At 38.2% G+C, this 17,018-nt stretch carries 8 protein-coding genes; 5 read left to right on the forward strand and 3 right to left on the reverse strand.

The window, feature by feature from the left end; genetic code table 11:
- The first annotated feature begins 268 nt into the window (after window positions 1-268).
- The gene (locus GAB14E_RS14585) at window positions 269-754 is read left to right on the forward strand and encodes a hypothetical protein (RefSeq protein WP_033081763.1); all 486 of its coding nucleotides are present in this window, start codon (window positions 269-271) and stop codon (window positions 752-754) included.
- 5 nt (window positions 755-759) lie between these two features.
- Window positions 760-3,330 carry an LruC domain-containing protein gene (locus GAB14E_RS14580; protein WP_052093594.1) on the forward strand — a complete coding sequence of 857 codons (2,571 nt, stop codon included), beginning with the start codon at window positions 760-762 and terminating at the stop codon, window positions 3,328-3,330.
- Window positions 3,331-3,512: 182 nt separating this feature from the next.
- Here the strand turns inward: GAB14E_RS14580 and GAB14E_RS14575 are convergent, their stop codons facing one another.
- The 3 genes from GAB14E_RS14575 to GAB14E_RS14565 form a co-directional block, all read right to left on the reverse strand.
- On the reverse strand, window positions 3,513-4,130 hold the full coding sequence (locus tag GAB14E_RS14575) for an HdeD family acid-resistance protein (protein WP_052093595.1): 618 nt from the start codon (window positions 4,128-4,130) through the stop codon (window positions 3,513-3,515).
- A gap of 471 nt (window positions 4,131-4,601) precedes the next feature.
- Window positions 4,602-6,554, reverse strand: a complete 1,953-nt coding sequence (locus tag GAB14E_RS14570; protein WP_052093596.1) for an alpha/beta hydrolase family protein — start codon at window positions 6,552-6,554, stop codon at window positions 4,602-4,604.
- Window positions 6,555-6,954: 400 nt separating this feature from the next.
- A complete protein-coding gene (locus GAB14E_RS14565; RefSeq protein WP_033081764.1) occupies window positions 6,955-9,324 on the reverse strand; it encodes a S8 family serine peptidase in 2,370 nt (789 codons plus the stop codon).
- A 481-nt stretch (window positions 9,325-9,805) separates the two neighbouring features.
- Here GAB14E_RS14565 and GAB14E_RS14560 point away from each other — a divergent pair, with 481 nt between their 5' ends.
- The 3 genes from GAB14E_RS14560 to GAB14E_RS14550 all read left to right on the forward strand — a co-directional run bounded on the left by GAB14E_RS14560 (window position 9,806) and on the right by GAB14E_RS14550 (window position 16,912).
- Window positions 9,806-11,638 carry a S8 family serine peptidase gene (locus GAB14E_RS14560; protein ID WP_033081765.1) on the forward strand — a complete coding sequence of 611 codons (1,833 nt, stop codon included), beginning with the start codon at window positions 9,806-9,808 and terminating at the stop codon, window positions 11,636-11,638.
- Window positions 11,639-11,941: 303 nt separating this feature from the next.
- The gene (locus GAB14E_RS14555; protein ID WP_033081766.1) at window positions 11,942-13,660 is read left to right on the forward strand and encodes a S8 family peptidase; all 1,719 of its coding nucleotides are present in this window, start codon (window positions 11,942-11,944) and stop codon (window positions 13,658-13,660) included.
- Window positions 13,661-13,750: 90 nt separating this feature from the next.
- The gene (locus GAB14E_RS14550) at window positions 13,751-16,912 is read left to right on the forward strand and encodes a two-component regulator propeller domain-containing protein (RefSeq protein ID WP_033081767.1); all 3,162 of its coding nucleotides are present in this window, start codon (window positions 13,751-13,753) and stop codon (window positions 16,910-16,912) included.
- Window positions 16,913-17,018 lie beyond the last annotated feature (106 nt).

Here is a 17,018-nt window from a genome sequence, read left to right on the forward strand (position 1 = left end):
AACTTTCCTGATAATGTAATTCGTAAAATGCAAAGCATATTGAAAAATTTACGACATAATACTGGTGATTAAAGAAACAAAATAATGTCTTGTCATTTTTTTCATGGTAAGTGATTGTTATTAACTACAATAGTGATTCTTTATATTGTGGTATGCGCTTTGCTCAGTTAGTTATATTAAATTAATAGTATTACTTTCAGCCTTCGTTCAAAAAATAAAGGTTGAATGACGCAAGTTTATATATCGAAGTTTAATTTGAGGAATAAAGATGATTTCATCTCAATATAATCGAATATTTGTCCTTCTTTTCATTTTAACACCGCTACTTTGTGCCTGTGGTGAAGAAGAAGATATGGTTTCACAAACTCAAAACGTTCCCTCTGAAAACAGCATGACAACCAACATTGAAGCCCAAAATTTAATAGAGCTAGAAGCAACAGAATCCCTTAGCAGCGTCACAATGGAAGGCAGTTTTGACTTTGAAATGCAAAGAATGGTAACTGTAAATTTGCATTTCTTAACAACACAGTTTCAAGAAAAAATTTCAATTTATTCAACCATAGATGACAGCTCAAATTCTCCGATAAATTTATTAGAACAAGGCACAATCAATCAAGGAAATAGCTATAAAAGCATGCTGACAGCAGCCACCGCACTGAGCTCGTTAATTGTGGTTAGAAATGATGACTTTTCAAAGTCAGTTACGATCACAATTAATAGCAATGACTTACTTACTCATACGTTTCAGGAGTAATCAATATGAAAATGGCAATAATTAGTATACTAATTTTCTTATCAATTCATGCTGCCAATGCAGATCCCTTACTACAAGCTATAACACTAGATTTAACTCCTGCAGAGTATAGGAAACTAGGTTCATCCGTCGCTATTTCAGGTGATATTGCGGTTATTGGTGCTCCTGGTTCAGCTGGCGATCTAGGACAAGCATGTCTCTACCAACGTTCAAGTGAAAACTGGAGTCTGTTAACTTGTCTTAGCCCAAATACTGAAATCGGCTCAGTGCAACTGTTTGGTAATGCTGTTTCAATATCTGGTGAATTACTCGTTATCAGCGCAGAAAAAAAACAAAATGGGAAACATGGTGTTGCCTATGTTTATCAACGTCAAGGTGATACATGGTTACAGCAAGCTGAATTAATCAGTGTAAACTCATCCTCTAATGATAAGTTCGCTAGCACGATTAGTATCTCGGAAAACTATATAGCAATTGGCTCACCTGGATTTTCAGCAAATAATTCCGGTGCTGTGCATATTTTTAAAAGTACAACTTCTGGCTGGGTTGAAGATATAGTTATCACACCAATTTCATCTTTTAAAAGTGCTAATTTTGGCGCTTCACTGATGTTAGCCGGTGAGTACCTCATCATAGGGGACGATGATCATGGTCGTGCTCATGAAGGTACTGGATATATTTATAGACGTGAAGATGATCTTTGGAGTCTACAAGCTAGCTTAAAAGGTGGCGATATTACTAAAAGCGCTAACTTTGCCACCAGTGTAGCAATTTCAAAAGACTACGCGATTATAGGGGCAAAGTCTGAAAATAACCCTTTAATAAAAAAGCATAAAAAAAGTGGTGCTGTCTATGTTTATAAAAGAACTGGTAAATTATGGAGCAGCCAAGCAAAACTACTAGCAAGTGATGCTCAACAAGGCGATAACTTTGGCTCTAGTGTTGCTATCTCAGCAGATCACCTACTTATTGGCGCAGAAAGTAACAATAGTTCTAGGGGCTCAACTTATTTATTTCAAAATATAAATGATGTTTGGACTGAGGTATTTAAGTTTGAGGCTGATGATGCCATACAACAAGATAATTTTGGCCATGCTATTGCTATTGCACAGGACTATATAGTCATTGGTGCACATAACAAAAGTGTGGCAAACGGCACAGAAGGTGTTAGCTATCTTTATTATCTAAATCGTGACACTAGTTCATCAGGAAGAGAGCAAGCACTAACCGAAATACAAACTCAGCTAGCCTATGACTCAACAGAAATAGATAGTGACAAAGATGATTTAAATGATTGGGATGAAATTAATATTTTAGGTACTGATCCAAACCTAAGTGATAGCGATGGTGATGGCTTAACCGATAAAGAAGAAGTAATGATTTATCAATCAAATCCGCTGGTAGTAGATAGCGATAATGATGGTTTATCTGACCTGGACGAAGTGGTTCTTTATAATTCAGATCCTATTTTGGTTGATACCGATGGCGATGGTTCAAGTGACTTTGAAGAAGTAATGGTGACTAAAACAGAGCCCTCTTTAGTTGATTCGGATAATGATGGTTTAACCGATCAGCAAGAGCTATTGGAAACCAATACTGACCCAACGCTCGCAGATAGTGACGGCGATGGCTTAACAGATAATGAAGAGCTTAACCTATTTAATACCGACCCCCATAATGCCGATAGTGATAATGACGGCTTTAGTGATGGTAACGAAGTAAACATTTATGAAACCTTACCTTTGGATAGTAGCGATACACCGGTTATAGAGACCACCAGCACCTCATACTCCCCGGCAGACTCTCAATTTGGCACCATGGCATTTGAAGATGAATGGCCAATAAAAGGCGACTATGACTTTAATGATGCCGTGTTTGATTACAACGTTGAAGAAAATAAAGTAAACGGTTTAGTTAGCCGCATTGTGTTTAAAATATTACCTACAGCTCGCGGTGCTATATATGATAACTCCTTACGATTAATGATTAACACGCCAACTAGCAATATTGGCCAAGTAACCATGAAGTTAAAAGGCGTAACAACAGAACTAACACCAGTAGCAGATGGTAATCAATCCCTATTTATCATCATAGATAAAATAGAAGATGCCTTACCACCACCATCAGGATACAAGATGTCTAATACTTTTTCCGGTAGCCCTAAGATTAATGGCAACCTTTATACCCTAACCATTAACTTCAATTATCCAATATCTTCTCAAACCTTGGGGACTGCGCCATACAATAGTTTCATTTCGAGAGTTTTGGATACTGGTGAGCATATCGAAGTGCACTTCCCTGGCTATTTCCCCTCAAAAAAGGCCTCCAGAAGAAAATTTGGCCGAGGACAAGATGACTCAGATAAAAGCCAAGATAGATATTATCAAACGGAGGGAAATTTACCTTGGGCCATGCTTGTCCCATCCAAATGGCATCACACTAAGGAGCGTGTAGATCTATCGAACGGCTACCCTGATATTTTGCAATGGGCTTCAAGTAAAGGAAAAAGTAAAAAGGGCTGGTATAAGAGTAAACGTAACTCAAAATTTGTTTTTGAAAACGTTCCTGATATTTGATACAAGAAAGTTACCACTAAAGCGGTAATAATATGTTCTGTGATAACCTTGTAAGTTTTGCCTACATAAAGCATTAAACAACTTGTTTTAATGTTAGCGACTACAACTAAAGCAGAGATTGTAATTAGCAAAAACCAGCACACTTGCTGGTTTTTGCTTAGTTAAAATAGCTAGAATTAGAGTTAGTTAATCAACTTCTCTTGGGTTTTATTGACTTGATTAGCAATAGTTAACAAGGCAATACCATCAAACATAAAGCTAACACCAATGATAAGACCAATAATCCAAGCACTTGAAAATGGCCAGCTAGTAAGTACAACCACGCCCAGAACAAAGGATATAGCGCCGTTTAACAGGCTGAATATTTTAGCTGATGATTGCAGTTCAAAGGCGAGTACCATTGAGCTAAAACCACTAATTAAAAAATAAATAGCAATTAATAAACCTAACACGCCAAGTATGATGGCTGGATGAGTAAAGATAATTAGCGCTAACGCAGCTAATACAAAAGGCCTAAACCATAACGACATGTTCTGTGTCTTGTTATGCCAAGCATTAAAAGCTAGTGCTATTGATGCTAATAAGAAAATCCCACCAACAAAAGTATTAAAAGCCAAACCAATAAAGTTAGGCACCAAAATAGCTAGCAGACCAATAATTATCATCACAATACCAACCACTTTAGTATTTTTAATCAAAGCTAACTTGAGTTGCTGTGCGGGGGTTTCTCGTGTTACTTCCTGTGTAGTTTCTGGCGTAATTTCTTGTGTTGTATCTTCACTAGATGCGTTATCTGTCATGGCGGAATATCCTTAAGCTGTGCAATAGTTTATTGTCAATGCTAAGGTAGCAGAAGCGACTAATAAACTGTATCGATAAAAGCTTTTAGATTAGTTAATTATTTCAGCCACAAAAAAACCAGCTAATGCTGGTTTTAGTTGTTTTAATCTTGTTACTTAACCTGAACTCTGGATAATGAGTGCTTGCTGTTTAAGTAAAGCAACAGCTGACGGTTATTAACAATAAAATTTATCGGATTAAATAGCGATATACGCTATCAATGTTTCAATTTATTCGATTATCAAGGCAAAACGTTTTTGAATAACGGGTTATTTATCGACGTTTTAACGCTGAGAATAGGATAAAGGGGAATATTGAGCAAATGCTGCTTACCCAGAGTTCAGGTTACTTACCTTGCATCACTTAAGATGCATTTTCGAATTAAAAAGCGCAGAGCTCATTAATTCGAATGTTTTACTTCACCAAGGTATTTAAATGAGATGTTTATCTAAGAAACTCACAACTTTTCTCATATAAGCCTTTTGATTCTCAGGGTTATAAAAACCATGCGCTTCATTACCAATGACAAACCACTCATAAGGTTTTTTCTCTTCATCAAGGGCTTCCCTTAAGCGCTCTGCGTGCTCAAAAGGTGCACGCTTATCTTCTTCGCCGTGTGCTAGCAAAATTGGCACCTGTATTTTGTTAACGTAGTTAACAGGCGACATATTTTTTAATTGTTCTTCATCAGTCCCTAATACGCGTTTTAAATAACTCATACCTGAACGCCTCTGTTGAACATCGCCCTCTTCAAACATTAACTCTAAATCATATATACCAGCATTAGCGATGGCGCATTTATATATCTCTGGATACAAGGCTGCACTTTGTACAGCTGAGTAGGCACCAAAACTTCCTCCCATAATACATACATTATTATCAGCGGCTTTTTTATTTTTAACTAACCATTGGTAACCATTCAATATATCCTGCTGAACAAGGCTGCCCCACGCTTTATGTCCCGATTTTTCATAGTTAGCGCCAAAACCACCAGAGCCACGGTAATTAACTTGTAAAACTGAATAACCATGAGAGACTAAGTATTGAACGTTCGTAGAAAAACCCCAGTAATCCCTCACGCCATGTGGGCCGCCATGAACCAAAACAACCGTAGGTGCGAGTTTATTTTTTTCTTTTGCTTTTGCCTGAGTAAAAAAACCATTTAGCATAGAGCCGTCGGATGCTTCAAACTTAATTGGCTCAATTTGGGCAAAGTCTGAGTTTTTAAACTTAGGTTTAAATTGAAATAATCGTTTCAAATCATTATTTTTTCTATCAAGTAAATACAAGCTACCTGGATCAATATCAGATGAAACCATCACCACATAATACTGGCCATCATCTGTTTTACTAGTAATGTTAACGGCGCTATAAGGGAACTGTTTTAGCAAATCTTTAAAGACTTTTGCTTCTTCAAGCTTCTTATTTAAAATCAAATAAGCGGGGTAGCCATCATCAACTCGAATAGCATAAGCAGAGCGTTCATCCGTGGTCATTTCAACATCACTAACATTGACCTTTTTATCAGTATATACCGACTTATATTCATAACTCTCAAGGTTTAGTTTGAATATACCTTTAGTGTCTTGGTTATAATCATCAATGGTGTATAAATGTGTGCCTGAGGCATTAATAAACAAAGGATTCACCTTTGCACCTACGCTACCCGAAGGGATTTTTTTCCAGCCTGCATCTTGTTTAAGATAAACTTGTGCATCATCATTTCTGTCTGTGCCAACCACCAACTTTAACTTGCCGTCGCTGTCTGTTAAAAACTGTGAAAAAGGTACTGGAGATTGCGCAACTTTCTTTTTAGTAATGCCAGTGTAAACATTCAATTTTAAAACGTTCGCTACCCTTTCACCGGTATTGCTCATAGGGGTTGAGCTAATCAAAATGTGTTTCTTATCTTCAGGTAAGATATCAATAATCTCCCCCCAGCCATAAGTTGACTCTTGTTTTTTAACTCGGCTCATTGCTGATTTTCTCGCTCCTGAGCGATAGCCATAAATCATTTTACCTCGTGAGCCATCAATATTTAGTGCATATAATTCACCATAGAATACCGGCTGTTCGAGCCATGGGTCGCGCCTTACCAGACTTATCACCACCCGCTCATTATTTACCCAGTAAAATCGGCCAATCTCTTGTTTATTAGGTAACCTTGAAGCGGCAACCGTCTCTAGTGTTTCACTGTCTAAAAAAACAATAAGCATTTCACCTTGTCTAAACATAGACACCGCTAAGTGTTTACCATCAGGTGATATTTTTGCATTTTGATATTGTGATCGCTCAAATATATCATCAAAATCCTTGGCATATCCACTCACTGAAATCACTAATAAGGTAAGTAAAACTACCTTTTTTATAATCGTATTTAACATTATTTCTACTCCATATAAGACCTTTAAAACAACTTACTTAATTAAATAAATAGAAAGTTGAAATATTGTCGTTTTCCATCTTAAAAACTATTAAAAATAAAACCGAACAACTAAGTTGAATCTTCTTGTAATACTGCTGGTATAGCTGCTGTTTTAACTGCTATACCTGTCACAATACTTCCAAAAAATTGACATGCTTCATTTTGGTACCATAATGTAACAGAGTGTAACAAGATATTACAATACAAACTAATAGCCTGTATTTGTTATTAATAATTTTACTTGAGGCTTTCTGGAAATAATAATATACAGCCAAATATAAAAAACCCGATGCAAGTTACCTGTATCGGGTTTTATGTTCTATTTACTCGTGACTAATTATAACTAGTCAATTATTTTTCTAAGGATTGTAGGTTACATCTAAGTTAACACCGCTTGCTGCCGAGTAACCATATACACCTATGTGCCAAGTATCCGCTGCCGGGTTGGTAAATGAACAACTCTCAGTGTTACCACTCTCATATGGACGACAGTCATAAGTAGCAGAAGTCGGTTGAGAACCCCGTCTAATATACATATCGGCATCACCACTACCACCGCTCATAGCAAAGTCTAACGTAGCCATACCTGCTGGTACATCAATGGTGTAGTATGTCCAAGCACGACGAGCAACGCTTATATCTGTTACTGATGCACTGCCACCTGTAACACCACCACCGGTACTAGGTTCGGTAAAGCTACCCGTTAAGCTAACACCACTAAAGGTGGAGTAAGCAACTACTTTAACAAAGTAAGTGCCCGCTTGAACACTAGCGATTGGACAACTTTCAGCATTGCCACCTTTGTATGGACGACAATCATAACTGCTGCTTGTTGGTGCTGAACCAAATTTAACGTAAAGATCAGCATCTCCCGTACCACCAGCCATATCAAAGTTTAACTCAGTAGCGCCAGCAGGAACTTCCATAGTAAAGCTAAGTTCAGTACTTGAGCTTAGGTTAGCTTTAGCTACGCCATTTTCAAGCGTATTACCTGTTGATGGTGGCGATGTAGTATCACCACAGCTAGCTGCTAAAGCATCAGAGGCGGCTTTTGCTTGCACTAAACCAAAACCTGTTTTGTCATCACGACCTGCTACATCTAAGTCAATCGCGGTATTTTTCAAGGCACTTCTGACATCGTCTGCGGTACAGTTCGGGTTATTGCTCCACACTAATGCAGCAACACCGGTAACGTGTGGCGTTGCCATTGAAGTACCATTGTAATAAGCATAATCTTGCGAGCCATTGACCGTTAAGCTAGCGTCAGTGCCTAATTGAGACATTAGTTGCAGACCTAAAACACGACTAACAGACACCGTAGGCACGGTTACGTCAGTATTGGCATCGACAAGGAAAGGATTTTGTAAACCCGGGCGCGTACTGTCACTATAAACAATTACCGCAGAGGCACCAGCATCAGCACATGCTTTAGCGGGGTTGATTTCAGGATAATTACTACCTTTTTGGTTATCATTACGTTCAGCTAAACAAATATTGCCATTAACATTAGTACAGTTATAACTGCTACCAGAAATAGTACAGCTTGCTAATACGCCATTGGCACTACCATTAACATTACTAACCACATAGTTGCCACCACTTTGAATATAATGGGTTTGCGGAACCACACTGTCATTACCGTATGTAATTGCACCAACTGTGACAAAACCTAAACGACCATCACCAGCAACGGTAGATAATATAGCTTCGCCTGGTGCTGAAATTTCAACTTGACTAGTATATTGAGAAAATTCAGCGTGTTGGTTGTTACTGTCTAAAGCGCCAACAGCCATTACCGAGTCATAAGAAGCAGGGTAAGACATAGTTGTATTGCCGTCATTACCTGAAGCTGCGATTAATAATACACCAGTATCAGCAGCAGCTTGTAGAGCATTTTTTTCAGTATTACTAGAACCTGAACCACCTAAACTCATATTGATAACTTTAGCGCCGTTATTTACACAAGTATCCACTGCGTCAGATAAGTCGCCCGAGTATCCCCAACCACTTTCGTTAAATACCTTAACAATATGTAGGTTCACATTAGTGCTTGGTAAAATACCAACGATACCTTCGCTGTTATTTACGCCAGCAATTGTACCTGCTACATGTGTGCCGTGAGAGCCGCCATTCTGATACCAGTTACCTGTACCAGAGTTATTCGTGCCTGAAGCATTGTTGGCATTTAAGTCTGGATTTGTTTGCTCATAACCTGAGTCAATAATACAAACTGTCATGTTAGCCGCATCTGTATCAGTTAATTGATCCGATTGTGTCTTAGATATGCCCCAAGGCTGATTCTGCGAAAATAGAAAACGTTGATAATCGGGTTCTATCGATTCAACAGACGGATGTTTACGTAGTTTTTCAATGAATTTTTCTACATCTTTCACTGCATGCATTTTATCTAAAGATATTACGTGGCTGTTATTTTTTAAAACTTTCACATGTTTTAAATTTAGACCTATTTTTTTAGCTAAGCCTGGTGGAACAGTCTTACCTTGTTTCTTATCTTTAAAAGTAATAATTAATCTATCGGTATAATCATTACGTTGAAGTTTTTTCTGTGCTTGCCACTGGGCAAAACTTAGCGTTGTTGATTGGTTAACTGTAGTAACTTTTTCTGCTTTATTAAGCTTAGCTTGACTCGCTGCGTTACTAGCAACACTAGTCACGGTTAAAACTGATAAGGCGATAGCACTCAAGGCAATCTTTTTATTCTTTCTCATCTGACATCAACTCCATCATTGTTAATTCACGCTTATTACAAGAGTCATTTTGACTAATGTCCTGCGCATTATTTTTATAGATTAGCTTTAGTGTTTAACATAAAACCAACCCTTATCAGATTGAATCTTTAGCCGCTTTTTAACTAGTAAATTATCGACAAACATTAATAAAAAACCGACTAAACACTTTCACAAAAACAACCTAAACAACTAAAAACAAAAGATATTAATTAAACCTGTCGTTTCTGTATGAAAAGCTGTCGGAATTTTACTAGAGGCAATTTCACTAACTGTTACTATCGAATTATGCAAGAGGCAGGAAGCCGAGTTAAGCAGGTGTATATAGTAAGTGAAACATATAGAAGGAGAACGGACAGTTCATCTAAACAGTTAAACTAAATAGTCCATCTAAATAATAAAAATTAGCGTCATTAATAATAAGAATAAAACGACTTAACATTAAACAGAGAGTGAAATACCTATGAAAATTTCTAAATTTGCAACTTCAGTTCTAGCCTTAGCGGTAACCGCAGCATTCTCAGCGCAAGCAGCTGATGACAGGTACATTATTAAAGTAGACGAAAGTAAAAAAGGCATAGTAAAAGCCTTAGCCAAGAAATTAGGCGGTGATGTTAAAGTTGATGGTAATGGCTTCTTTGCTGCATCCTTTTCAGGTAAAAGTTTAGCGGACGTTAAAGGTTTACTGAATAACCCACATATTCAAGTGGTTGAAGAGGACCAACGTCGTATGGCTTTATCTATTTACAGTGACGATGCTGGCAATGCCATGACTGAGCAGCTAACGCCTTACGCTGTTTATCAGTCACAAGCTGATCAAGTTAGCTTTAACGCTAATGCCGGTATGAAGGTTTGTGTTATTGACTCTGGTTTAGATCGCTCTAACCAAGATTTCATATGGAACAATATCACTGGTGATAATGACTCTGGCACTGGCAACTGGGATGAAAACGGCGGTCCTCATGGTACACATGTTGCTGGTACTATAGGTGCTGCAGACAATAACGTTGGTGTTGTGGGTATGGCTCCCGGCGTTGATATGCACATTGTTAAAGTGTTTAACGCTGATGGTTGGGGTTACTCTTCTGACTTAGCCTATGCTGCTAACAAGTGTGCAGATGCTGGTGCAAACATTATTAGCATGAGTCTTGGTGGTGGTGGTGCAAACAGCACTGAAGAGAATGCCTTTCAAGCCTTTACTGATAATGGTGGTTTAGTTTTAGCTGCTGCAGGTAACGATGGTAACGATGTTCGTTCATTCCCTGCCGGTTATCCATCAGTAATGATGATTGGTGCAAACGACAATAATAATAACATTGCCGATTTCTCTCAATACCCTAGCTGTACAGAAACGACCGGTAGAGGTAAAAAGCAAACAACGACAACCAATGAGTCAATTTGTGTAGAAGTTACCGCAGGTGGTGTAGACACGCTTTCAACTTACCCAGCAGGTATGGCGACTAGCGCTTCAATGACAGCTGATGGCCAAGCTTTTATTTCGTCTTCAATGGAAAATGCGGGTAATGCTTCAGGTAATACTTATTACATGGGTACTGCCGAAGCAACAGACTCTGGCGCTAACGGTAATATTTGTGTGATTGACCGTGGTGTTATTTCTTTCCATGATAAAGTACAAAACTGTGAGAATTCAGGCGGTATTGGTGCAATTCTTATCAATAATGAAGCTGGTATGCTTTACGGTACTTTAGGTGATACCAACGCAACATCTATTCCTGCTGTGGGTGCAACGTTTGAAGACAGAGCTGCTCTTTTAGCTGCTAACACTGCAGATGTAACAATTGGTACTAGCGATTACGGATTCATGAGCGGTACTTCTATGGCGACACCTGCGGTATCAGGTATGGCTGCTCTAGTTTGGTCTAACCATAACGGTTGTACTGGTACAGAAATTCGTGAAGCATTAAAAGCAACGGCAGAAGATAACGGTGCTGCAGGTCACGATGACTACTTCGGTTATGGTATCGTAAAAGCAAAAGCTGCTCATGATTACTTAACGGCTAATGGTTGTGATGGTGGTGTTACTCCCCCTCCAGTAGGTGGCGATATTACCGCTGATGCTTCAGCATACCGCTCTAAAGGTAAAAACAAAGTTGACCTAACTTGGTCAGGTGCTGCTACTTCAAGTGTAGAAATCTACCGTAACGGTTCTTTAAGAACAACTACCTCAAACGATGGTGCTTATACTGATAGCTTCAGGACTTACGGCTCATTTACTTATAAAGTATGTGACCAAGGTAGCGATAATTGTTCATCGGAAGTAACCGTTAACTTCTAATTTGAACCGAGTTAAGTATTTGAAATAGTTCCCTTCAAGTACTTAATATCCAGCTCATTATATGGGCTGGATATTTTCGTTTAAGCCACTGCAGTTTTTACTTTTGCTAACCCTAAAAATAAAAAAAGATTGTGGTGAGACCGTGTTTAGTCTATGTTTTGTAGCGATGTGTTTTTTGTAACTTCTTTTTTACAACTGTAATTTAAGTAAGAATGGATGCGACAAGATGTAAGCAAGAACACCCTAATGTTTTCAGAAATGTAGACGTTCTTTTGAAAGATGTATTGGACATAGGGGAATAAAATGTTGAACAACTCAGTAAAAAAAATAATCAAACCACTATCATTGTTAGGCTTTGTTAGTTTATCAATGTGGCTTATCAGCCTTTCTGTAAACAACACCATTAACGATGACACTCAGTCATATACTGAGTCTTATATAATCAGCTCAGAAAATTACCCGTTACTAAAAGAAAAAATCAAAAACCTTAACCTAGAACCTACTCATCAACTCGCCATTATTAATGCTGTCGCGGTTGATTTGAATCAATCACAATTATCTCAATTTAAGCAAGAGCTTCACTTTACGATTACCAAAAATCATCAAGTCGAATTGTCAGGCGGTAATGCTTGGGGAAAACGAAAATGGCAACCTAAATCCGTTGTTAATGACCTTATTGATGCCAGCTCGGCTCATGCAGCGCGAAACTTTGGTGATGGTGTAACTATTGCTTTTTTGGATACCGGTTTAGATCAATTACAAGGAACATCTTCAGGACTTGGCTTATCTACAGATTTGTACGGACGAGATAAGTTTTGGGGAACATATGACGCAATAAATAACACCCTCAGTAATTATAGCAATGAAGAAAGTGGCCATGGTACTCATGTCGCTAGTATTGCCGGTAATGCCGACTATGACGTATACGGTAAAGTTTATGGTGTTGCACCAAACGCTGCACTTGTGGGTATTAAAGCCTTTGATGCACAAGGCAAGGCAACTTATGCCGATGTTATCCGTGGTATTGACTGGGCGTTGCAAATTAAAGATCAGATTAACTTAAGAGTATTGAACATGTCCTTTGGTGGTCAGCAACGTTCTTATTATTGGGACGATCCTTTAAATCAGGCAGTTATGAAAGCGTGGCAAGCGGGTATTGTTGTTGTCGCTTCTGCAGGTAACAAGGGCCCAGATCCCATGACTATTGGTGTACCGGGGAACGTTCCTTATATTATTACTGTCGGAGCGATGACAGATAATTATACTGAGTTAGATTCAAGTGATGATAAATTAGCCACATTTAGTGCTGCAGGACCAACACCAGCCGGATTTGTCAAACCAGAAATAGTAGCTCCGGGTGGACATTTAACAGGCTTGATGGCTTACGACACTCAAATTGTAGCCGAGCACCCCGAATACCATGATGGTGGAAAATATTTTGAAATGTCGGGCACTTCTCAGGCTGCAGCAGTTGTTTCTGGCGTCGTTGCTTTGATGTTGACACAAGATCCCTCGCTGACACCTGATGAAGTCAAATGTCGTCTAATGGATAGCGCTCATGCTGCAATGACCACTGAAGGTAAATTAGCCTACAGTGTATTCCAACAAGGCTCAGGTGTTGTTAATGCGAAAGATGCCTTAGCAAGTACTACAACAGGATGTGCCAATCAGGCATTAGATATAGCACAGGATTTATCCGGTGATAAGCACTTCTATGGTCCGGCAAACATCAATGATGATGGTAATTTTTATGTTGAAGGACTTGGTGCAGATTATGTTTGGCAAATAGCTGATAACTCGTTAAATGGCAATGCATTAATTTGGCGATTAAACTATGCCGGAAATACTCAAGATTGGCACAACACTGCATCTACAGATGCGTTAATTTGGCGCCTAGATTTTGAAACAGATGCGCTTATCTGGCGATTAAACTTTGAGACTGATGCCCTTATTTGGCGCTTGAATTTTGATAGCAACAAAGTTGCCAATATTAACGTCAATAACTGGGTAGAACCTCAATAACTAAATTGAAAATAAGCCACTGCTTTTACAGTGGCTTATTTATATACTTACTTATATTCTCTATTTAAAATATTAATAAGAACGGCCTCCGTGAAACAAAAATTACTTCTCTTGTTCTTCATCATTTTTAACTTCAATGCCATAGCTCAAGAGGTCAAACGCTTTAAAAATTTTGGTCTTGATAATCCAATGTCCTATAACTTTGTCCGAACTATTGCCCAAGACCAAGATGGTTTTATGTGGTTTGGCTCATCTGAAGGGCTAGATCGTTTTGATGGCCATCAATCTTTGAGTTTTCATCATGATGCTGCTTTACCCAATTCATTAAGTTCTAATGTGATCAGCCGAATCCTAATTGATAAAAAACAGCGCTTGTGGGTTGGTACGTTTGGCGGAGGATTAAATCTTTTTAGAGCCGGTAGCCAAGATTTCATTCACTTTACCACTAACACCAAGCAAGCTTCACTGAGCAATGATACGGTGAATGCCTTATTTGAGGATAGTGAAGGTAAAATTTGGATTGGTACCGAAAATGGTTTAAATATCATCAGCACTAAAGATAAACAGTGGTCAATAAAACAAATACACCAAGAATTAGGCAACCCTGACAGCTTAAGCCATAACACCGTACACTCAATTATTGAAACTAAAAGCCAGCATATTTGGGTAGGAACAAACGGTGGTGGTATTTCTGTTTTTGATTTAAGCGGAAAATTTATCAAGCTTATTAAATTTGGCGACAGTAATGCTGCTAACTACATTAACAAGTTTATTAATAGCTTATATAGGGACGTTAATGAGAATATTTGGATAGGCACAATAGATAATGGTCTAATTAAATATGACCCCTCTTCCGCTGAGTTTTCCCATTATTTATTTAAATCTGACGTCCCTTCAACCATTAGTAGTAATTCTATTTCTAAAATTTATCAGGATTCAGCGAATAACATATGGGTTGCCACTGATAATGGTTTGTCAATCTATAACGATACCACAAATGATTTTAGCCGCTATAACCACTCAATAAGTAACCCTTATAGCTTAAGTAATGATTACATTTTAACGTTTTTTGAAGATAAAAATAACATGATGTGGGTTGGTACATTTACCGGAGTAAATCGTTGGGATCCTAATATGGCAACATTTCGCCAATATAACTCTCATACCAACCCTACACTGAGGAATAATAATATTACCAGCTTTACACAATTTGATGAAAAGTCGATAATATTTAGTACCTATACTGGTGGTATTTATCAATTAACCACCGCCGATAAACAAATTAGTCAAATGGAGTTCAAGCACTTTTTCGCTGAACTTAGAATCATGAGCTTACTCAGTGATGGCGATATCCTTTGGGTGGGAACTCGTGCATCGGGTTTATATGCCGTAAATATGATTAGTCATGAAATCACCAGATATCAGCACGACATTAACAATGACAAGTCTATCTCAGCCAATAGTGTTACCGATATTATTAAAGACCACAGTGGCACTATCTGGGTGGCCACTTTCCATCAAGGGCTAAATCGCCTTAATAAGGATGGCACGTTTAAACGCTTTGTAAAAAACAAGTTAAATACAGACAAAGGCCCCAGCAGTAATAATATTTTACAGTTACTGCAGGACGACCAAGGCTTTATTTGGCTAGCAACTTTTGGTGGCGGCCTTAGTCGCTTTGAGCCAAAAATCGAAACGTTTAGTCATTTTTTGCACGATGACAAAAATGCCAATAGCTTATCTGATGATTTTACTTGGATAATGTTACTCGATAACCAGCAAAACCTTTGGGTAGGAACTCAAGCGGCAGGGTTAAACATTTTAACTCGTGAAAATCGTTATAATAATAACTTTTCCTTTCGCCATTTAAGCTCAAAAGATGGCATGAAAAGTAAGACAATTTATGGAATTGTCCAAGATCTTTATGATGATATATGGCTTAGTACGAGTAAAGGCATTTCCCGCTATTCAACTCATGAAAAAAGTTTTAAGCACTTCAACCTTACTCATGGTTTAGTAGATCTAGAATATACCCATTCAGCAATATTTCAGGCATTGGATAACACCTTATATTTTGGTGCAGGTAAAGGTATGAATAGCATCAACCCAGGAAAAATTAATACCCGAATTTCAGCACCTGAAGTACGATTAACAAATGTTTTAAAAATGAATGAGCCAATGGCGCTAGGAAGCTCAATATCAAAATTAAGACAATTAAATTTTGATTACAGTGATCAACTTATTTCTTTCGAATATGTCGGCTTAAACTATACGGCTCCAGAATCAACACGTTATAAATATCGCCTAAAAGGCTTTGATGAAGAGTGGATTGATGCCGGAAAGTCACGGCGCGCCACTTATACCAACTTACCTTCAGGTAGTTATCAACTACAAATAATTGCCGCTAACAATGATAATTTTTGGAGTAAATCGGGCTTAACCCTTGATATTACCGTGCAGCCCGCGCCTTGGAATACTTGGTGGGCGTATGTTCTTTATGCGGCATTGATTGCACTGTTATTATTGGCATATTCGCGTCTTTTAAACCGAAAACTACTTATTGAGCAACAACAAAAAGAAAATTTAAAGCAGCAAGTTAAAGAGAAAACACAAGAGTTTCACTTGAAAAATGTTGAGCTTGAGCAAGCTAATCTGCAGCTAGAAGATGCCGCAACAGTTGATAAGGTAACTGGCGTTAAAAGTCGTCGTTACTTAGATATATATATTGAACAAGCCAGCCAACTGATGTCTCAAATTCATGAGAATATTCTGCCCGTACAACGTAGCCTATTGCCACGTTTATCACTTGTCATGATAAAGTTAGAGAATATAGAGCAAGTAACCAATAGCCAATTAGTTAACCTCACAGACATACTACTTTATAGTAGAAATAGTGATGACTTAGTTATTCGCTGGACTGATGATACCTTTGTGATTATTGGTTATGAGAAGGATAATAACACCCGTGATCTGGTGACTCGCTTAACAAGTCGCTTTGAGCAAGTATTAGGTCACAACATCAAAACAGGTATGGCCTATGCCTTTTACCCTTTTAATTTTGAACAACCCATGGCACTGTCGTGGGATCAAGTCAGTGTGCTGACTGAACATGCACTTAAAATTGCCCGTAATAATCAATTAGACTGGCTAGGTTTTCATGCACCTAAGGTGCAACCATTCAACTACTTAGATGTCATTCAACAACAAGATATTGGCGAGCTAAGTAAGTTAATTAAATTAAAGCAGGGTTAGCTAGTACTTTTAACTAACGGCAGATAGTCCAACAAAACAAGCATAGCAGCTATTACCTAGTACGATAACTAATACCACCAAACGGACTAAGTAGTGATACATAGTC

It is taken from the genome of Colwellia psychrerythraea (genome assembly GCF_000764185.1).
Lineage (GTDB): Bacteria > Pseudomonadota > Gammaproteobacteria > Enterobacterales > Alteromonadaceae > Colwellia > Colwellia psychrerythraea_B.

Excerpts from the sequence above, each read along its gene's own strand:
- GAB14E_RS14585 (WP_033081763.1), top strand. The coding sequence starts at position 269 with ATGATTTCATCTCAATATAATCGAATATTTGTCCTTCTTTTCATTTTA.
- GAB14E_RS14580 (WP_052093594.1), top strand. The coding sequence starts at position 760 with ATGAAAATGGCAATAATTAGTATACTAATTTTCTTATCAATTCATGCT.
- GAB14E_RS14575 (WP_052093595.1), bottom strand. The coding sequence starts at position 4,130 with ATGACAGATAACGCATCTAGTGAAGATACAACACAAGAAATTACGCCA.
- GAB14E_RS14570 (WP_052093596.1), bottom strand. The coding sequence starts at position 6,554 with ATGTTAAATACGATTATAAAAAAGGTAGTTTTACTTACCTTATTAGTG.
- GAB14E_RS14565 (WP_033081764.1), bottom strand. The coding sequence starts at position 9,324 with ATGAGAAAGAATAAAAAGATTGCCTTGAGTGCTATCGCCTTATCAGTT.
- GAB14E_RS14560 (WP_033081765.1), top strand. The coding sequence starts at position 9,806 with ATGAAAATTTCTAAATTTGCAACTTCAGTTCTAGCCTTAGCGGTAACC.
- GAB14E_RS14555 (WP_033081766.1), top strand. The coding sequence starts at position 11,942 with ATGTTGAACAACTCAGTAAAAAAAATAATCAAACCACTATCATTGTTA.